This window comes from Pedobacter sp. GW460-11-11-14-TSB4 (genome assembly GCF_059423705.1).
In genome coordinates this window covers 88,121-104,348 of sequence record NZ_JBWKYI010000014.1, presented here as the reverse complement: position 1 = coordinate 104,348, position 16,228 = coordinate 88,121, and the positions used below count along the sequence as shown (strand labels likewise).

The following is a 16,228-nucleotide window of genomic DNA, read 5'->3' as shown; positions in this document are numbered from 1 at the left end:
TCTTAAATATTTGTGCCTTCGGTTAAATAATAAGGGTAAACAATATTGTTCCTGGTATTGGTACTCCTGACGGTGTATTCTATTACCAGGTTGATGATTCCGTTTTCTTCATTTTTAAAAACATCCAGTTTATCGAGTTTAATGCGTGGCTCGTAATAAATTATGGCCCTTCTTATCCTTTCGGTGATCCTGGTCACCAGTGTAACATTAATGGGCTCGAAAATCATATCTTCCACATTGCAACCATATTCGGCCTGCATTACCCTTTCGCCCACTGCCGTACCAAAAAGGATTTCGAGGCTCTGGTTAATATCAATCACGTCGCTTACCATGCCGGTTGCAAAGCGATCGGTACCTTCATACTTGGTAATTACTGGCGGAAAAGTCCAGCCTTTGCCTAAAAAGTTATTTTCAGTATCCATTTTATCCTATTGTTACAGTTGGGCAGCCCACTACGGCACTTGCGCCACAAATACAGCTATCGCCGGTTCTTACCGCAGGCAAACCACCAATAAATACCGTTGCACTACCTGCCGGAAAAGGACTTACGGTTGGCTGATGACTATTTGGCGGCAATACACAAACATGGTTATCGCCAACCACGCTGGCAGGCATGCCACCTATTAAAACGGTAGGTACCCCAGGGCCAATTATAGTTCCACCGTGGTTAGTGGTATCGGTTACTCTTGCTGCGTTTGCCATTTTTAATTAATTTGAACCATGCTTCCCTTCACTTTTGTAATCGCCGACGAACTTAATTCGGTGCCTCCGCTTCCGCTTAGTTTTAATTGTGCATTGGCGTTGGTCGTAATGTTTGTTCCATCGATTTTTAAATCGCCTGATGCTTTTAGCGTAATGTCTTTAATACTTTCAATCTTGATCCCGTCCTCTCCCATTTCTATTTTGTTGCCATTCATATCCTGAATAGCGATTTGTTTCTGGTCTTCATCGAGCTTTATGGAATGACCTCCCGGTGTTTCTATTTTGATGATTTTCTTTTCATCATCAAACGATAACTGCAGTTTCGATTTCGTGGATAATCCCTTCAGGTAATTATCATCTTTAGCCTCTACATGTGGTGGAAATGAACTGCTATATAATCGGCCTAAAATCACGGCATCCCTCGGATCGTCGTTTATGAAACCGACAATTACTTCATCGTCTATTTCGGGATTCCAAACCCATCCATGGTCTTTCCCGGCATCTACGGCCGCCAATCTGGCCCAAATCCCATCACCTTCCTTTTCAACGGTAGGCAAACGCACCCTGATCCGGTTTTCACCATCGGGATCACTTTCCAGCTGGGTAACGATACCGATCTGCAATCCATTTACCGGTGGAATGATTCCGGAAGCAGGTTTTTCTACAATATCATCGAAGCTGTAGCTGTGAAGGTTTTTATCAAGTCCGAACTGGACATGACTGTACCACGCTGCTTCGCCTGAATAGGAATGGATTACACCGGTTACCCAGCATTTACCGCTAAAACGTTCACCTATGCCCAACAGTTCCACAATAATTCCAGGTTTCAACTTATGATCACCCTGCACCCTAAAATTGCCGATAAGCCTGTTTAACCTGCTCCTGAACAGTTGTGCACTTGCCCATTCGGCCGATTCCTGTTCGGCAACATTGCCCGAATGATAAAGACTGTTATCTTCCCATCCGAGTACACCTGACAAATCATCGCCCGAAATATTTCCCTGTTGGGGCAACGATTTTGCTGTTGATGTTTCTTCTTTTACTTCCTGGCTGGTATAATTCCAGTTTTTGGTAATCACCTGAGGATATTGCGTACGGGCGTCCATCTGGGCTTCGAAATCGTAAATTTCGGAGCCATAAGTATAGGTAGCCGTAATCTCCTGCCCCGCATCGGGCAAGGCAATGCTTAGTTTTCCTGCCTCAGTTATGATCAAAGCACTATTTAATTCGGCACGGGTAACAATAAAATCCCAATTGCTGCAATTAAACTGTACCAATTGCTTGTGCTGCAAGTCTAATCCATCTATATCGGCAGTAATGCCATTTTGCCCAGCCAGATCGGTAATGGCATCAGCATCACTGGTGTTTTCCCAGATTTTATTTTTACGTCCTGCGGTAAGTTTAACGGCTTTATCCCTGCATTCTATTTCCATCTGACTGCCACTTTCGTTGGCTTTAATGGTTTGACTAATGATTAAACCTGAAAATATCACTTCATTTTCGCCGTTGTAACCAGCGGCAATCTCAATTTCGGCTCCGGGTATAAAATCTGTGCCATTGCTCAATTCAAAATTTTGGGCTGCTGCACTCCCGTCCATCACCACCACCCTGGCCTTTGGTATGGCATTAACCAGGTTGGTAACCACAATTTCCAAAATACCAACCGCATCAGACAAAGCCTGTCCGTTTACTTTAATACTAAAACTCTGAGCACCTGAATTAGCTGGCATGGTAAATTATTTTTCGATTGGAGGGAACGTAATACGCGCTCCCTGTTTTAATTTTCTAAAATTATTCAGACTGTTGGCCTTAGCCACTTCCAAATAATACCTGTCGTTTTTATAAATATGGTATGTCATTAAAGGCAGCGGATTATTGCCCTCTACATTTCTGTAATGTGTTAAATCGGGTGAACTGCGTCGTTGTTCGTTCGATTGTTCGGTGAGTGAGGTATAACTGGTAAAAGTGCAGTCGGTTTTTGCCCTAAGTGGTTTTCCGCTATTATCGAACAGCGTGTAGGTAACTTTAACCGCGGTAAGCATACCCTGAAAAGTAAGCTCGCCCCAGTGTATTTTCAAAAAGTTTGGCTGATGCGTATCTTCCTTAATCTTGAAACAGCTATCGATAAAATGCTCGATCACCTTGTGTACGGTCTTATCATTTTGTACATCGGCCTGAAAGGTTGAACTGCCCGAATAAGAAGCAGATGTGGCATCCCAAAGCAAGTCTAAATTAAGCTCTTTTCCCCTCGACGATTTAAACTCCCCAACCCCATCGGCAGCATTTACCGGTGCATCGTGATCGAGTTCGTTTTTATAATCGATAAAATAAGTATTGGGATTGTACAACACCTTAAAAGTTTCGATGGGTGAACCCGAAAAATTGTTATCTGAATAAACATCTATGACGAGTTTTTCCAGATTGCCCAATCGATCATGCAGTTGACTTAAAGCCATAGTTACCTCTCATTCTTATTTTTGATCTGTAATCTCAACTCCTCCAATGCCTTCTTTAATTTCTTATCCGTAGCCGTTTGTCCGGTTGCACTTGGTGGCGCAGATCTGGCAACATTGTTGGTTACGGTTGCTGTAATATTCAGTTCCCTAATTTCTACTGGCATGTGTACTTGTGGTTAAAAAATTTCGATCCTTCTAAAATACTGGTGTGCAAACTCTATACTTTCTATTACCAGGCCGTTCTGCTGTGCATTAAAACCCTCTACCGACCACTTTACAGGATAAGCATTTACAAAATTCCAGGCCTGCAGGGGAACATGTGCATCGTTCAGCAAAATCAGGGTAATATCTTTAGGGTTGAATGTAAACGCCTCTACCGATTCTTTAAACCATTTCATTGCTGCCGAGCCAATCAACAATCCCCTTTTTAATGTAAGGTTGCTGTAAGTTACCGCAGTTGGCAATTTATGTGCAAAGCGGTTTTCTCCTCCTTCTTTATACTCTTCTGTCGCAATATTTGCCTCAAAACCCGTTGCATCCGTAAAACCAATATCGGGCAGGCCATCATATTGTGGAGATAAACCTTCTATGCGGAGCAAAAAATGGAAACCAACAGGAGGATTTACAATCTTCATAACAGCTAGGTAAACTCAATACTTAAACCTTCGTGTGCCAGTTCAACCGTTTCTATGGCGACTTCGTTACCGGTAGAGTTTAATGTTGGCCCGTCTACTTTTGACGGCCATGCGCCCCTAACTTTCCAAACCACCACCGGTTCGTGACTTTCGTTAAGCAAACTGATTGTTAAATCCCTGCGTTCAATTTTATTCAAACTCACGGTATTAAACCATTGAAAAAGTTCGTTATCGCCTTTTGTTATGCCTCTTTTCATCGAAATGGCAGTATATTGCTGCATTCCGGGCATTTTGGTAACATGGTATTCTGGCGAGTTTCCTTCGCGATAATCAATAGACTGGGTTTCAACGGTTAAACCGCTAACCTCTGTAAAACCAATTCGCGAACCGCCCCATTCCACCTGAAAGTGAAACACCGGCAATGGATAAGTATTTGCCATAATTTTTATAATTTATGATGAATTATTCTTGTAATTTATGTGAGAATTTTAAGATGATAAATTCTGCCGGGCGCACGGCTGCCATGCCGATTTCTACATTCATTCTGCCTTCGAGGATATCAAGCGAGGTCATGGTTACCCCCAAACCAATGCGCACGAAGTAGGCGTCGTCGGGTTTTGCGCCCTGTAATGCCCCCTGACGCCAGAGCTGGTTTAAGAAATTCTCGCACATGGTTTTTACGCGCAGCCAGGTATTGGCATCATTGGGTTCGAAAACCACAAACTCAGTGGCTTTTTTAACGCTCTCTTCAACAAAATTATAAAAACGCCTTACCGAAATGTACCGCCATTCGTTATCGTTTCCTGCCAGGGTACGTGCTCCCCAAACCAAAGTTCCCTTGCCTGTAAAAAAGCGGATTACGTTAATTGATTTACCCGTAGTTGGGTCTATATTAAGTGTTTCCTGCTGTTGTGCGGTAACTTTTAATGAGGGGCCAGTAACCAGGTTTACGCTCTCGTTAGCCGGTGCTTTCCAAACGCCACGGTTGTTATCAACCCTTGCCATTATCCCTGCTACTGCGCCCGAAGGCGGCAAATCGATTACATTTTTATCCATTTCGTTTACCAGTGCACGATAGGTACTTAAATCCAGGGCTTTAATGTCAGCTAAGGTTAGATCGTTATAAGGTCCGTTACCGGCATTTACCTGGTGTTTTACTTTTACCTGTTCGTTATAGGCATAACTTAATGTACTTTGCAGCCAGGGATAATAAGCGGCACCATATTTTAAATTTGCTGTACCAATATCGTTCCGCACAATACCGGCATCGGCATAGGGAGAATCGGATAATACCCAGGCATCAAAAATGGCTATACGGTCTTGCAGTTTCGCGCATTGCATTAATGCATAATCATAAACATCTTTATAGCCTGATTTGGTACTATTTAATAATTTATGCTTATCGGTAAATACCAGCATCGTTGGTTCGTCAACTTTTGCAATTGCATCTAAACCCGCTTTGGCAGCATCTGTGGTTAAATCGGTACTGTAACTTCCGCTCGAAACAATATAACAGGCTCCGCCACCATTTGCATAGAACATTTGTATCGCATAATACATGTATTTACCGCTCGTCTCGCTTTTTTTGGCATCACAGCTTATTACCCGTTTTACTATTTTACCGTCAACTTCAGTGTCGGTTATAGTGGGTATACCACTGGTTTCGAAAACCGTTGTTTCTGAATTGGCACCGCCAAAATATTTTTGATAGTCAAGAAACGAAGTAATCCGGATGGGGGTTGGCAACTTCGTTGGCGCAGCAGGTAAAACATCGTTCCCATTTTCATCTTTGGCAAATTCGGTACGGCCGATAAATGCAGGAATAGCCGTTTCAACTGCTGCTATTGATGCCGGCAGTTTACTTATTTCCTCTATGTAAACGCCAGGGGTTTTATAATTGGTTGCCATAATTTAAGATTTTGCTAATAGGTGAGAAAATTTAAGGACAATAAACTCTGCTGGTCTAACGGCGGCCATTCCAATTTCTATGATCAGGCGTCCTTCCAGAATGTCGAGCGAGGTCATGGTGATGCCCAAACCCACATTGACAAAAAATGCATCTTCGGCTTTGGCTCCGGCCAATGCACCCTGCCTCCATAATACCGTGAGGTAATTTTGGCACATGTTTTTTACGCGCATCCATGTTCTGGCATCATTTGGTTCGAAAACAACAAACTCCGTTGCTTTTTTGATCGATTCTTCTACCATGATAAAAAAACGCCTTACAGGAACATAACGCCATTCGTTATCGTTACCAGCCAATGTTCTGGCTCCCCAAACCAAAGTTCCCCGGCCAGCAAATTTCCTGATTACGTTGATGCTTTTGCCCGATGTGGCATCTACATTAAGATAATCCTGCTCCTCATCGCTTACGGTAAGTAAAGGTTTATCAACGGTTAATAAACTTACATTTGCGGGCGCTTTCCACACCCCACGGTCGCTATCAACGCGTGCCATAACCCCAGCTATAATGCCCGAAGGATAAAGCGGAACGGTATAAGCATCAAGCGCTGCCTGGATCTGATTAAACAAGCCAAAGTCTGTGCTATCAAAGCCTCCGGTTAGCAATGAACTGCTTAAGGTAATCTGAGGCGTAGTTCCTTTTGGATCGTAAACAATGGAAATTGCATTGCCTTCGTTACCTGCAGTTTTAGCATTTACAGTTAATACCGATGTTGTTACCGAAGTTTCTACCAGCGCAGCCAGTTCTGTATTGCCATCAATTGCCGTTTTTAAAGCCGTCGCCGTTATACTTGTGCTTGCACCGATTGCAATTCCAGTCGGACCAAAAGTAAAGCTAAAGCCGGCTATGGAAATCGAATGACCCGTTATGGCTAAACCATCAAAGGTGATGGTTGCCGAAGCTTTTACAGCCGCTACAGATTTATCGGTAATCTTCGTAATTGCTTTTTTAGTAGAGCCAACTTTTTTATAAATTCCATTATTGGCACCTGTTCGGTTATCGGCCGCTATTTTAATATCTTCATTGGCTACCCGGCCATAACTTGCACCAGTTTGTACCTGCGGGTAATATGCGGCGCCATATTTAAGGTTATCGGCACTTACCAGGTCGTTCCTGAATTTATCGGCATCCGAATAGGTTGTTGATAAATTGACCTGTGGGGCATCTATAATGGTAAAACGATCTTGCAGTTTGGCGCACTGTGCGAGCATGCCATCGTTTAATTCTTTAATATCAGCAGCAGAACTTAATGCTGTAATTTCGGGGATGAGCAGCAGGGTAATTTCATCTTCCCTTTCGCAGGCCTGCAAACCGAGTTTTAAAGCAGCCTTGGTTATTGCCGGCGTACTATTGTACGTACCTGCAGAAATTACCCAACATGGACCGCCGCCGTTTTCGTAAAACATTTTTACATGATAGTATAAAATATAGCCCGAAACACCCGTAACTGTTGTTGCGGCGCTTACATCAATTTTTGGTGTCAATTTACCTTTTTCGGGCTCATTGATGGTTACTTCGAGTACTTCAGGGAAGGCACCACCAAAGAAAACCTCAAACTCTAATAATGAGGTAATGCGTACCGGTGTATTAGCAGCAAAGGCTACACCATTTTTTTCCCGTTTTGCAGTATAACCGATAAAGCCGGGGATGGCCGTATCTACCTGTGCAATAGAAGGCGGGATAGTCGAAATCTCTTCAACGTAAACCCCTGGATGTTTATATGTTAGCGCCATATCATGATTAATTATTTTTTAAACATATACATATATTTTACTCTCATCACCTGCTTGCTTTTCGGGTACCGGATTGGGCAAATTCCTGGTTAGTACCACCTCTGCGCCGGTGTCTTTTTTACTCAGCTCTATACCCAGTTTTACTTTTTGAAAAAAAGGGATCTTTACATTGCTTTTAAAAAGCAGTATATCGGCATCGGCAATTTTATTTATCGGGTCGGGATCATTGGCAGGCACCGGATTTCCGGTAAAGGTATATTTGGCATAAACCGGATTTCCGCTTGGTGTACCATCCTGACTCTTATCTTTTACAAACAAATCAAAATCATCCAAATCGATACCGCTCTGGTTAATGATATAATATTTCCAGATGGTTGATTTCCTTGAAAAACTGATCAAAAACCTGGTTTCGGTAACTACGGCATTGCTTGCAGGCATTTTAATTTCCAGTACACCAAAAATAGACTGTGCACTTAATTCGTTGCTTTTAAAAATTTTATAACTCAACAAATCGTTACCGGTATCGGCTGCATTTTTGATGGATATATGGTAAAGTCCATCGGGCAACTTGCCAAAATTGATCGGTTTTTCGAAAACCTTATTGCCGTTGAGCTTAATTTTATAAGGACCGTTAACAGGTAGTCCCTCGCTGTCGAAATCCACTATTAGGTTATTTTCAGTTAGGGAGTTTACCCTTAGCGTTACTTCTGTATTTACAGGTGGAAGTGTAAAGTTCAGATTCATCAGGTCGCCAACAATGCTGTCAATAATCTGGTATTCGAGATTGGGATTTAACGCATTATTAGAAAAATAAACCTTTTTATTACTCAAAAAATCCTTATTCGGTGCGATCTCATTTAATTGTGTAACGGCTAAAAATTTGGCGGCATTATTTAAGTTGATACCAAAATGCAGCGTGGTATCTAAAAGATCGATCTTATTTTTTAAGTCGGCGCCTATTTCTGTAATCACGCTAAACCCCGAGCCAAATGTTTTAAATAACCAGCGCTGATTGCGCATGATAGCTATTGAGGCACTGGTAGGCATGAATCCAAAATCATCGCAAAGGTTATCCTCGTAATAATTGTGGTTTACACCAACAGAAAGTAATTTACGGTATGCACTCATAACTTGGTTCTTGTGTTTAACAAAATGTTTTCAACTAATCCATCTGGTGCCAGCTGTACATTTTCCTGCACGGTAATCATCCTGATTTTATACAACACCGATGGCAGGTAACTGTGACCAATGATGCTCCAAAAGTGGTTCATCTGTTCAAAATTGAAACTGAAAAGCTCGATACTTAAACGTTCAATATTTTTATCAATAGTGGCCAGCAAAGGCGAATTGGCCTGTGTAAATACATTTTTACCCTGAAAAAAAGCAATTACCTGTGAGAGTTTCTTTAAACCTTCCAAATAATCGAGGGTTGGTGATTCGGTATCAGCATGGTTAAAATTTGCTGAAATGAGTACGTAAAGGTTGAGGTAGATATCGGGGTTTCTTGTTTCAATATCACCGAGCATATTTTTGACCGTAACGCGCTGATCTTTAACAACCCTGTCTTCTTCAATGTTCATCAAAGTGATGCCCATCGTTTTTTCGGGTATAGCAAGTTTTCCTTCCGAAACCACACTGCTCACCACGATATAATCTTCACCTGTGGTGTTGGCGATATTGTTTAGATAGCCATTAATTTCTTTCGAAAAAAAATCTAATGCTGCGTTAATCATAGATAAAAATTCGTTTTGGAACTATTGGTATTCAAAGGATTAACATAAACTTAGACAGGAAAACACCGATAGTTATTAACAATTACAAAAAAAAGTTATTAACAGATTCGCTAACTGAAAAGTGGCGATTGGAAGACGCAGACGTAATTTTTATGAAAAATAAACTTACTAAGAAGTCAGTTTTTAACACACTGAAAATCAATTTGTTAAAAACAACACACAGGAATAAATACTTTTTGATGGCAAAAGAGCTTGATTACTTCTACCAATTACAAATTTGAGCAAATAAAACTTACTTAAACTGAAACAAAAAAGATATCACACGTATTAGAAATACTACTCAAGAATGATTAAAACCAACTATATCGTTAATTATCAACAAATTACATAACAAACGGATAATGACCAAAACTAAATTTCGGTCCTTTTAACCACCAGCTGCCGAGAAATTGTTCCATAAACAATCAGGTACTGCGCAATCATGTATGTGGCCATAATTAAAGCGCCACTTTGTGGGATGGGTTGAGCGAATTTATTCACTGCTAATGCACTATCTGACAATAAGAAAAACAGTGCACCATAGAGAATCAGTTTAAAACTAAAAATATTCACTTTCCCGTAACGGTTAACCGCCATAAGTGCCATTACACAAATAATGATCGCGTACATCAGCACCGGAAACTGTAGTGCACCTAATTTTGGCTGGAGGTAAAAAAATAAGCCTGAGCAGAAAATAGCAAAGGCCCCAACTGCCCATAAAAAATAAGGCGTTTTGTGACTGGGATTGGATTTATGATCGAGTGTAAATGCCCTGATGTAAAAAATATGGCAGACTAGAAAGGCGATTAACCCGTAAATAAAAAAACCTGGTTTACCGCTTTGAAGCATCAGCAAAATATCGCCAACTCCGGCAAAAATTAATCCTGTAAAAATTCTTTTGTGGAAACGCCCCTTCAAATTTGTACTGAGGTATAGCCATACTAAAAGTACTACTACAATTAGTGGCTTGGAGAAATTACGTAATTCGATGTTATTGGCATATTCTGCATATAGCTGAATTACAAATACAAGGAAAAATATAAATGAAAATAGCTTAGTCTTCATCAGGGTCGGGATTTGCCTTTTGCAAATTAAAAAACCAAATTACGGATATTAACTGGATAGCCACAAAAATTACTTGATATCCGACTGGAAATTTCAAAAACAAAACCAGCAAAACACCAAACAATAACCTAAAATACTCAAACCTGATTTGCCACGCCTTTTGTTCTAATAAAGCACCACAGGTAATTAAGGTGAATATGGTAAAAACAGCTCCAGATACCAAAGTAATGGTTTCCATTTTATGGTAAGCAAACAATATCGCAGCGCCTGCACTTAAAGCAATCAAAAACTGCATTAAAACATAAGCTGTAAGCTTAGATTGATATACTGGATTATATTTTTTATAGGTTTCTACATTTATTTCAGGTGCAGATTGAAACCCACCGAGGTGTGAAGGAAACCAGCCCGGTGGTTTAAGAAAAACTTTAATTTTATCGCTGAACTTTGGCGATTGCTTTGCAGTTTTAACCAGATCGTCCCAATAATGAAGATTTGCCCAGACTGGATTCCAACTGGCCAGCGGTTTGGTGATTCCATAATAAACCTCTTCTTCTTCTTTCTGGAAAGTTCCAAAAAAGCGATCCCAGATAATTAACGTACCGGCATGGTTTTTATCAATATATTTCGGATTAGAACCATGGTGTACGCGATGATGTGAAGGGGTATTTAAAATATACTCTAAAAAGCCCATACTTTTAATGGCCCTGGTATGAATCCAGAACTGATACAACGTATTGAACGAACTTAAGGTTAAAAACATGATCGGATCAAAACCAATAAATGCCAAAGGGAGATAAAATACCCAACTAAACCAGCCCTGAAACCAACTTTGACGTAAAGCCACGGTTAAATTATATTCTTCTGATTGGTGATGTACAATATGCGCTGCCCATAAAGCATTTACTTCGTGGCTCATCCGGTGAAACCAATAATAGAAAAAGTCGACTCCAATAAACAGCAGTATCCAAACCCATATTGTTTTGGGTAATTCAAATAAACGCCAGTGTTCAAAAATATATTTGTAGCCAAAAAACAATGCGGTTTTCATAAAAATCCCGGTGAGCTGCTGCCCTATACCCTGACTTAAATTCGCAATACTGTCATTAAGCCGGTAATAATTTAGTTTTTTATAAAAATTATAAGCCAATTCTATTCCGATCAGTATAAAAAAAACCGGTACAGATAAGGCGATGTAGTCTACTTTCATATCAACAAAAAAATATTTGGCCAGCGATATTAACTTTACAATTTAGAAAATTTTCAGGTCAACCTAAAATCTAATTCTTGTAATATTTGTGCTTGTTTGGTTTTAGTTATTGATTTCTGTCAAATTCACCTTACCTTTGAAAGGCTAAACTCATGCTTTTGGCGTTATTAAATTTTCATTTAAATCATCCCATCTATGAAAAAATTATCTCTCCTTCTTTTGCTAATGGCGACAGCATTTTATGCAAAGAGCCAAACGCTGGTATTAGCCAAAGACGCCGCTCAATATATCGGTAAAAATGTAACTATTTGCGATTCGGTATATAGTGCAAAGGCTTTAGATAAATTAACCTTAATTAATTTAGGTGGAGCCTATCCAAAAGAGCTAATTACTGTAGTGATCAATAAAGAAGACCTGGGTAAATTTCCTTCAGAACCTTCAAGCATGTTTATGGGAAATAAAATTTGTGTTACCGGAATCGTATCTGATTACAAGGGCAAAAAACAGATTTTAGTTACCGATCCGAAGCAGATTATTGTAAAATAATTAAACCATCATATAATTTCTAGTGCTGTGGCGTAAAAACCAGCACATTTTCCTCCGCGCGGCTTTAATCGCTCATCTTTATATTGTCTAAGCTCCGTACCTCAGAAAAACACAGCATCAATTGCGGAAAATTGGTGGTAGAAAGGGCACCATATGAATCAACCTAAGCACCTCCTCATTGAAAGGAGGTAGGCTTCGGCTGGAGCGTTAATACAAAAAGTATAATTTATGTTTAAATTTTCGAATGGAGTGCCTCTTCAGTCGGCAGGAAATTAATCCTGCCAACCTCGTAAGCATAGATATCCTTATTATCTGATTCGAAGATTAAAAATCATTTTTACATATCATAACAGATTATACAGATAGGCATATTTCCTTGATGAATCGTTTTATTTCCTTGATGAATATTTTTGGTCTTGTAGTTTTTCTTATACTCAAAGTCACCCTTTCATGAATTAGATGAGCAAATCGCACCATTGCTAAAAAGCTGAAAATTTTGCATCTATTGCCATAAAATCCATAGTTTTGGTTTTTCATCAACCTATACCTATGCTTTTAAAACGAAATACACTCATTTTTATACTCATCATACTGGTTGCTGCTTTTACTTATTTAAGTTTTTTTATTGCGCAGCACCCCCTATTTGATTTTGACATTAAAACATCGTTATTTATTCAGCAATACCATGCAGATTGGTTGGATAAATTGATGTTGGCCATCAGTTTTTTTGGCGAACTCCCCTATTCATTACTTTCAGTAGTAGTGGTGGCTGTTATATTCTATCAGCAGAAATATAAACGCGAAGGTTTATTCATTTCAACGGTTTTACTATCCGGATTAATTATCCTGGGGATTAAAAATGTAATTAACCGCCCACGTCCTACTGCATTTTATGTACGATTGGTGGAGGTAAACCGGTTTCAGAGCTATCCCAGTGGACATGTACTTTCTTATACGCTCTTTTTTGGCTTCTTAATTATTTTGATGAATACGCTGAAAAACATGCCTAAGCTCACCAGAAATATAGTCACTTATTTATCAGCATTTTTGATGATTACCATTGCCCCATCCAGAATTTATTTAGGTGCACACTGGTTTACGGATACCGTTGGTGGTTTTCTGCTGGGTTTAATTTGCCTTTTCCCGCTTTGTTATTTTTACTTCAAGAAGAAAACAGATTAACGCTTTTCTTCCAGTTTTTCTTTCTTTCTGATCCTGCTTAAGGTTTCAATCCGCATTCCCAGATAACTGGCCAAAAATTTTAACGGAACCCTGGACTTTATTGTAGGATATCCGATCTTAAATTGTTTGTACCTGATTTCTGCTGAAGGGATTCGGGATAAGATAGATCGCTCTTGCGACATATGGTAATGTATAGCCAATAATTTTCTAGCTAAAATGTTCGTTTCAGGAAATTGTGCGTACATGTCATCAATAAAACGATATGGAAGTATAAGTAATTCCGAATCTTCCAGTGCCTGATATTCTTCCTGGTAAGTTGGCGTAAGTGTCCCTGGATTTCGAATACTGCCAATCAGATGGTTTTCGTCGGTTAACCATGCGGTAATATCTTTCCCCTCATCAAGCACAAAAGCCCGTACCAGCCCTTTAACAATAAAGAATAAACAATCGCCACTGATATCGCTCAGGTTAGGCAAAACCTCGTTTTTGCGAACAGAGATTTTAAATGTTTCGGTTTTTACCCGCTCTATTATTTCTTTTTTTAATGGCTGCAACTCATTTAAATACTTGATAAGCGGATCACTTTCATGATGGGCAGCGGTCATAATATTTATCCCGGGTTTTAAAACTATGCAAGCTATTACTTGAATACCGGATTTCCAAATATGAAAACGAGTATAACAACCTAAAAATTACAGTTGTGGAAAATTTATTTTCCACAACATTTGTTTTTGGCACCACTTTAAGGAATAAATTATTCATTAAATTTTCGTTTTGATCACGGTATTTTGACTTAATCCTAAAAAAAATCTGATAATTTTGCCGCCATGACGAACAATAAACCTAAAGCTTTCCTTTTCGATCTGAATGGAACCATGATTGATGATATGGCTTTCCACAACCATGCCTGGCATAATATCCTTACACAGGATTTAGGTGCAAGCATAAGCTTCGATGCCGTTAAAAAACAGATGTATGGTAAAAACCAGGATTTGTTGGAACGTGTTTTTGGTGTTGGTCATTTCTCACAGGAACAGATTGATCAGATTTCTATCGAAAAAGAACACAGGTATCAGGCTGCGTATAAAAAACATTTGACGTTAATAGCCGGACTGGGTGATTTTTTAGAAAAAGCAAAACAATCAGGCGTTCAAATGGCAATTGGTTCGGCAGCTATTCCCTTCAATATCAACTTCGTACTCGATAATTTAAATATCCGCTCTTATTTTAAAACTATAGTAAGCGCCGAAGATGTGGTAAACAGTAAACCAGATCCTGAAACCTTTAGCAAAGGGGCTGAAATTTTAGGTGTTGCAGCCAGCGAATGTATTGTTTTTGAAGATGCACCAAAAGGTGTTGAAGCAGCACTGCATGCCGGAATGAGGTGTGTTGCACTGACAACCATGCACACCAAGGAAGAATTTGCAGCTTACACGAACATTATAGCTTTTATAGACAATTATACAGATCCTGTTTTACAGGAGCTTTTCTAAATAAAAACGGCCTGCATTTCTACAGGCCGTTTTTATTTTTTCATTGCTGGAATATGGTGATCACCAAAATAATTATTTGGTAAATTTATATAACGAGCTCGTTTTATACACTTGCCCAGGCTTTAAAACCGTTGATGGGAAATTTGGCTGATTTGGTGAATCTGGAAAATGTTGTGTTTCTAATGCAATTGCTGTTCTAAAATCATCTTTAGCACCCGTTTTAAAGGTATTTTTACTTTGCATAAAGTTTCCGCTGTAAAATTGCAAGCCTGGTTCCTGTGTATAAATATCCATCACGATGCCCGACTGATCTCCTTTAACAGTAGCTGCATGAAACATGCCCATTGCCTTGGTTTTATTCAGCACATAGTTATGATCATAACCTTTCCCAAAAGTTAACTGTTCGTTTTTATCATTTATACGCGCACCAATAGTCGTTTCTGTGGTGAAATCGAACGGCGTTCCCTTAACCTTTTCAATTTTTCCTGTCGGGATCAAGGTAGAATCAACCGGTGTATATTCATCGGCATAAATCTGCACCTTGTGGTTCAAAATCTCACCGCTTCCATCGCCATTTAAATTAAAGAATGCGTGGTTGGTTAAATTTACGATAGTGGTTTTATCGGTTTTAGCCTCATAGTCCATTTTCAACTCATTATCATCCGTTAAAGTATAAGTTACCTTAACATCTAAATTACCCGGAAAATTTTCATCACCATCTTTTGATAAATAATGAAGCACCAAAGTATTATCATTGGGCTGACTGGCGTCCCAAACTACATATTGATAACCTTTTTTTCCACCATGAAGGGTATTCTGCCCGTTATTGGTGAATAATGAGTAGCTTTTACCCTCAAGCGTAAACTTACCCTTTGCTATGCGGTTACCATAGCGACCAATAGTTGCCCCAAAATACGGCTCGGTTGATTTTTCGTAATCAGTAACACTTTTAAAACCCACTACCACATCAACTAACTTACCAGCTTTATCAGGTACCAATAAGCTAACCAGGCGCCCACCGTAATTGGTAAAAATAGCTTCCGCATTATTCTTATTTTTTAAGGTATACAATGCGGTTTGCTTACCATCAATTTCCTTTTTAAACGAATCGGCCACAAGTTTTACAACTGCTACCGAGTCGCTTTTTAAGCTATCTGTTGATGAAGTCTTGTGGGTTCCGGATTGGCAAGATGCAAAGCCTATTGCAGCCAGTACACCGAGGCTGGTGAATGATTGTAATTTCATAAAATGGATACTTGGTTTAGATTTTTTAATTAAGTTTTAAATATAAAGATAGCACTTAACTTGATAAATAAAACGATTTAGAAGAATCCAAATGCATAAGTTGGAGAATAATTTTTTTACACACCCATCATGATACAATTTGTAGAAGTGGTGATAACAAAATGTAGAATGATTAATAATCTTTGATTTATTTATATCCTGATCGGATAGTGATCGGATTTATTTCAGT

The 16,228-nt window shown here is 39.4% G+C and carries 18 protein-coding genes; 3 read left to right on the top strand and 15 right to left on the bottom strand.

Annotation, left to right across the window (positions count from 1 at the left end):
* Positions 1 to 2: 2 nt before the first annotated feature.
* The 13 genes from AC07YT_RS15205 to AC07YT_RS15145 form a co-directional block, all read right to left on the bottom strand.
* Positions 3 to 422 carry a GPW/gp25 family protein gene (locus tag AC07YT_RS15205; protein ID WP_086545863.1) on the bottom strand — a complete coding sequence of 140 codons (420 nt, stop codon included), beginning with the start codon at positions 420 to 422 and terminating at the stop codon, positions 3 to 5.
* Between the two features lies 1 nt (position 423).
* The gene (locus AC07YT_RS15200; RefSeq protein WP_086545862.1) at positions 424 to 702 is read right to left on the bottom strand and encodes a PAAR domain-containing protein; all 279 of its coding nucleotides are present in this window, start codon (positions 700 to 702) and stop codon (positions 424 to 426) included.
* A 2-nt stretch (positions 703 to 704) separates the two neighbouring features.
* Positions 705 to 2,432, bottom strand: a complete 1,728-nt coding sequence (gene vgrG, locus AC07YT_RS15195) for a type VI secretion system tip protein VgrG (RefSeq protein ID WP_086545861.1) — start codon at positions 2,430 to 2,432, stop codon at positions 705 to 707.
* A 6-nt stretch (positions 2,433 to 2,438) separates the two neighbouring features.
* On the bottom strand, positions 2,439 to 3,158 hold the full coding sequence (locus tag AC07YT_RS15190; protein WP_086545860.1) for a CIS tube protein: 720 nt from the start codon (positions 3,156 to 3,158) through the stop codon (positions 2,439 to 2,441).
* Positions 3,159 to 3,160: 2 nt separating this feature from the next.
* Positions 3,161 to 3,322 (bottom strand): DUF5908 family protein, encoded by a 162-nt coding sequence (locus AC07YT_RS15185; protein WP_494945390.1) that lies wholly within the window; start codon positions 3,320 to 3,322, stop codon positions 3,161 to 3,163.
* Between the two features lie 12 nt (positions 3,323 to 3,334).
* Positions 3,335 to 3,793 carry a phage tail protein gene (locus tag AC07YT_RS15180; RefSeq protein ID WP_086545859.1) on the bottom strand — a complete coding sequence of 153 codons (459 nt, stop codon included), beginning with the start codon at positions 3,791 to 3,793 and terminating at the stop codon, positions 3,335 to 3,337.
* 5 nt (positions 3,794 to 3,798) lie between these two features.
* Positions 3,799 to 4,233: a phage tail protein gene (locus tag AC07YT_RS15175; protein WP_086545858.1), complete on the bottom strand. Its 435-nt coding sequence runs from the start codon at positions 4,231 to 4,233 to the stop codon at positions 3,799 to 3,801.
* A 22-nt stretch (positions 4,234 to 4,255) separates the two neighbouring features.
* Complete coding sequence (locus AC07YT_RS15170) at positions 4,256 to 5,701, bottom strand: phage tail sheath family protein (RefSeq protein ID WP_086545857.1); 1,446 nt, start codon at positions 5,699 to 5,701, stop codon at positions 4,256 to 4,258.
* Between the two features lie 3 nt (positions 5,702 to 5,704).
* Positions 5,705 to 7,489: a phage tail sheath family protein gene (locus AC07YT_RS15165; RefSeq protein ID WP_086545856.1), complete on the bottom strand. Its 1,785-nt coding sequence runs from the start codon at positions 7,487 to 7,489 to the stop codon at positions 5,705 to 5,707.
* Between the two features lie 18 nt (positions 7,490 to 7,507).
* Entirely contained in the window at positions 7,508 to 8,617 is a 1,110-nt protein-coding gene (locus AC07YT_RS15160; protein WP_086545855.1) for a hypothetical protein, read from the bottom strand.
* Positions 8,614 to 9,222 carry a Pvc16 family protein gene (locus tag AC07YT_RS15155; protein WP_086545854.1) on the bottom strand — a complete coding sequence of 203 codons (609 nt, stop codon included), beginning with the start codon at positions 9,220 to 9,222 and terminating at the stop codon, positions 8,614 to 8,616. Before AC07YT_RS15155 ends, AC07YT_RS15160 begins: the two co-directional genes overlap by 4 nt.
* A gap of 411 nt (positions 9,223 to 9,633) precedes the next feature.
* Positions 9,634 to 10,326 (bottom strand): lysoplasmalogenase, encoded by a 693-nt coding sequence (locus tag AC07YT_RS15150; RefSeq protein WP_086545853.1) that lies wholly within the window; start codon positions 10,324 to 10,326, stop codon positions 9,634 to 9,636.
* Positions 10,316 to 11,533 carry a sterol desaturase family protein gene (locus AC07YT_RS15145; protein ID WP_086545852.1) on the bottom strand — a complete coding sequence of 406 codons (1,218 nt, stop codon included), beginning with the start codon at positions 11,531 to 11,533 and terminating at the stop codon, positions 10,316 to 10,318. Before AC07YT_RS15145 ends, AC07YT_RS15150 begins: the two co-directional genes overlap by 11 nt.
* Positions 11,534 to 11,728: 195 nt before the next feature.
* Here AC07YT_RS15145 and AC07YT_RS15140 point away from each other — a divergent pair, with 195 nt between their 5' ends.
* Both AC07YT_RS15140 and AC07YT_RS15135 read left to right on the top strand, forming a co-directional pair.
* Entirely contained in the window at positions 11,729 to 12,079 is a 351-nt protein-coding gene (locus tag AC07YT_RS15140) for a hypothetical protein (RefSeq protein ID WP_145954223.1), read from the top strand.
* A gap of 549 nt (positions 12,080 to 12,628) precedes the next feature.
* Positions 12,629 to 13,261 (top strand): phosphatase PAP2 family protein, encoded by a 633-nt coding sequence (locus tag AC07YT_RS15135; protein ID WP_086545850.1) that lies wholly within the window; start codon positions 12,629 to 12,631, stop codon positions 13,259 to 13,261.
* Here the strand turns inward: AC07YT_RS15135 and AC07YT_RS15130 are convergent.
* Complete coding sequence (locus AC07YT_RS15130; protein WP_086545849.1) at positions 13,258 to 13,866, bottom strand: Crp/Fnr family transcriptional regulator; 609 nt, start codon at positions 13,864 to 13,866, stop codon at positions 13,258 to 13,260. The genes AC07YT_RS15135 and AC07YT_RS15130 overlap by 4 nt on opposite strands.
* Before the next feature lie 222 nt (positions 13,867 to 14,088).
* Here AC07YT_RS15130 and AC07YT_RS15125 point away from each other — a divergent pair, with 222 nt between their 5' ends.
* Positions 14,089 to 14,754, top strand: a complete 666-nt coding sequence (locus tag AC07YT_RS15125; RefSeq protein WP_086545848.1) for an HAD family hydrolase — start codon at positions 14,089 to 14,091, stop codon at positions 14,752 to 14,754.
* Between the two features lie 72 nt (positions 14,755 to 14,826).
* Here AC07YT_RS15125 and AC07YT_RS15120 read toward each other — a convergent pair whose 3' ends face one another.
* Entirely contained in the window at positions 14,827 to 15,999 is a 1,173-nt protein-coding gene (locus tag AC07YT_RS15120; RefSeq protein WP_086545847.1) for an aldose epimerase family protein, read from the bottom strand.
* Positions 16,000 to 16,228: the final 229 nt, after the last annotated feature.

What these genes read in the sequence shown, in the direction of transcription:
- AC07YT_RS15205 (WP_086545863.1), bottom strand. Translation starts at nt 422, where the DNA reads ATGGATACTGAAAATAACTTTTTAGGCAAAGGCTGGACTTTTCCGCCA.
- AC07YT_RS15200 (WP_086545862.1), bottom strand. Translation starts at nt 702, where the DNA reads ATGGCAAACGCAGCAAGAGTAACCGATACCACTAACCACGGTGGAACT.
- vgrG (WP_086545861.1), bottom strand. Translation starts at nt 2,432, where the DNA reads ATGCCAGCTAATTCAGGTGCTCAGAGTTTTAGTATTAAAGTAAACGGA.
- AC07YT_RS15190 (WP_086545860.1), bottom strand. Translation starts at nt 3,158, where the DNA reads ATGGCTTTAAGTCAACTGCATGATCGATTGGGCAATCTGGAAAAACTC.
- AC07YT_RS15185 (WP_494945390.1), bottom strand. Translation starts at nt 3,322, where the DNA reads ATGCCAGTAGAAATTAGGGAACTGAATATTACAGCAACCGTAACCAAC.
- AC07YT_RS15180 (WP_086545859.1), bottom strand. Translation starts at nt 3,793, where the DNA reads ATGAAGATTGTAAATCCTCCTGTTGGTTTCCATTTTTTGCTCCGCATA.
- AC07YT_RS15175 (WP_086545858.1), bottom strand. Translation starts at nt 4,233, where the DNA reads ATGGCAAATACTTATCCATTGCCGGTGTTTCACTTTCAGGTGGAATGG.
- AC07YT_RS15170 (WP_086545857.1), bottom strand. Translation starts at nt 5,701, where the DNA reads ATGGCAACCAATTATAAAACCCCTGGCGTTTACATAGAGGAAATAAGT.
- AC07YT_RS15165 (WP_086545856.1), bottom strand. Translation starts at nt 7,489, where the DNA reads ATGGCGCTAACATATAAACATCCAGGGGTTTACGTTGAAGAGATTTCG.
- AC07YT_RS15160 (WP_086545855.1), bottom strand. Translation starts at nt 8,617, where the DNA reads ATGAGTGCATACCGTAAATTACTTTCTGTTGGTGTAAACCACAATTAT.
- AC07YT_RS15155 (WP_086545854.1), bottom strand. Translation starts at nt 9,222, where the DNA reads ATGATTAACGCAGCATTAGATTTTTTTTCGAAAGAAATTAATGGCTAT.
- AC07YT_RS15150 (WP_086545853.1), bottom strand. Translation starts at nt 10,326, where the DNA reads ATGAAGACTAAGCTATTTTCATTTATATTTTTCCTTGTATTTGTAATT.
- AC07YT_RS15145 (WP_086545852.1), bottom strand. Translation starts at nt 11,533, where the DNA reads ATGAAAGTAGACTACATCGCCTTATCTGTACCGGTTTTTTTTATACTG.
- AC07YT_RS15140 (WP_145954223.1), top strand. Translation starts at nt 11,729, where the DNA reads ATGAAAAAATTATCTCTCCTTCTTTTGCTAATGGCGACAGCATTTTAT.
- AC07YT_RS15135 (WP_086545850.1), top strand. Translation starts at nt 12,629, where the DNA reads ATGCTTTTAAAACGAAATACACTCATTTTTATACTCATCATACTGGTT.
- AC07YT_RS15130 (WP_086545849.1), bottom strand. Translation starts at nt 13,866, where the DNA reads ATGACCGCTGCCCATCATGAAAGTGATCCGCTTATCAAGTATTTAAAT.
- AC07YT_RS15125 (WP_086545848.1), top strand. Translation starts at nt 14,089, where the DNA reads ATGACGAACAATAAACCTAAAGCTTTCCTTTTCGATCTGAATGGAACC.
- AC07YT_RS15120 (WP_086545847.1), bottom strand. Translation starts at nt 15,999, where the DNA reads ATGAAATTACAATCATTCACCAGCCTCGGTGTACTGGCTGCAATAGGC.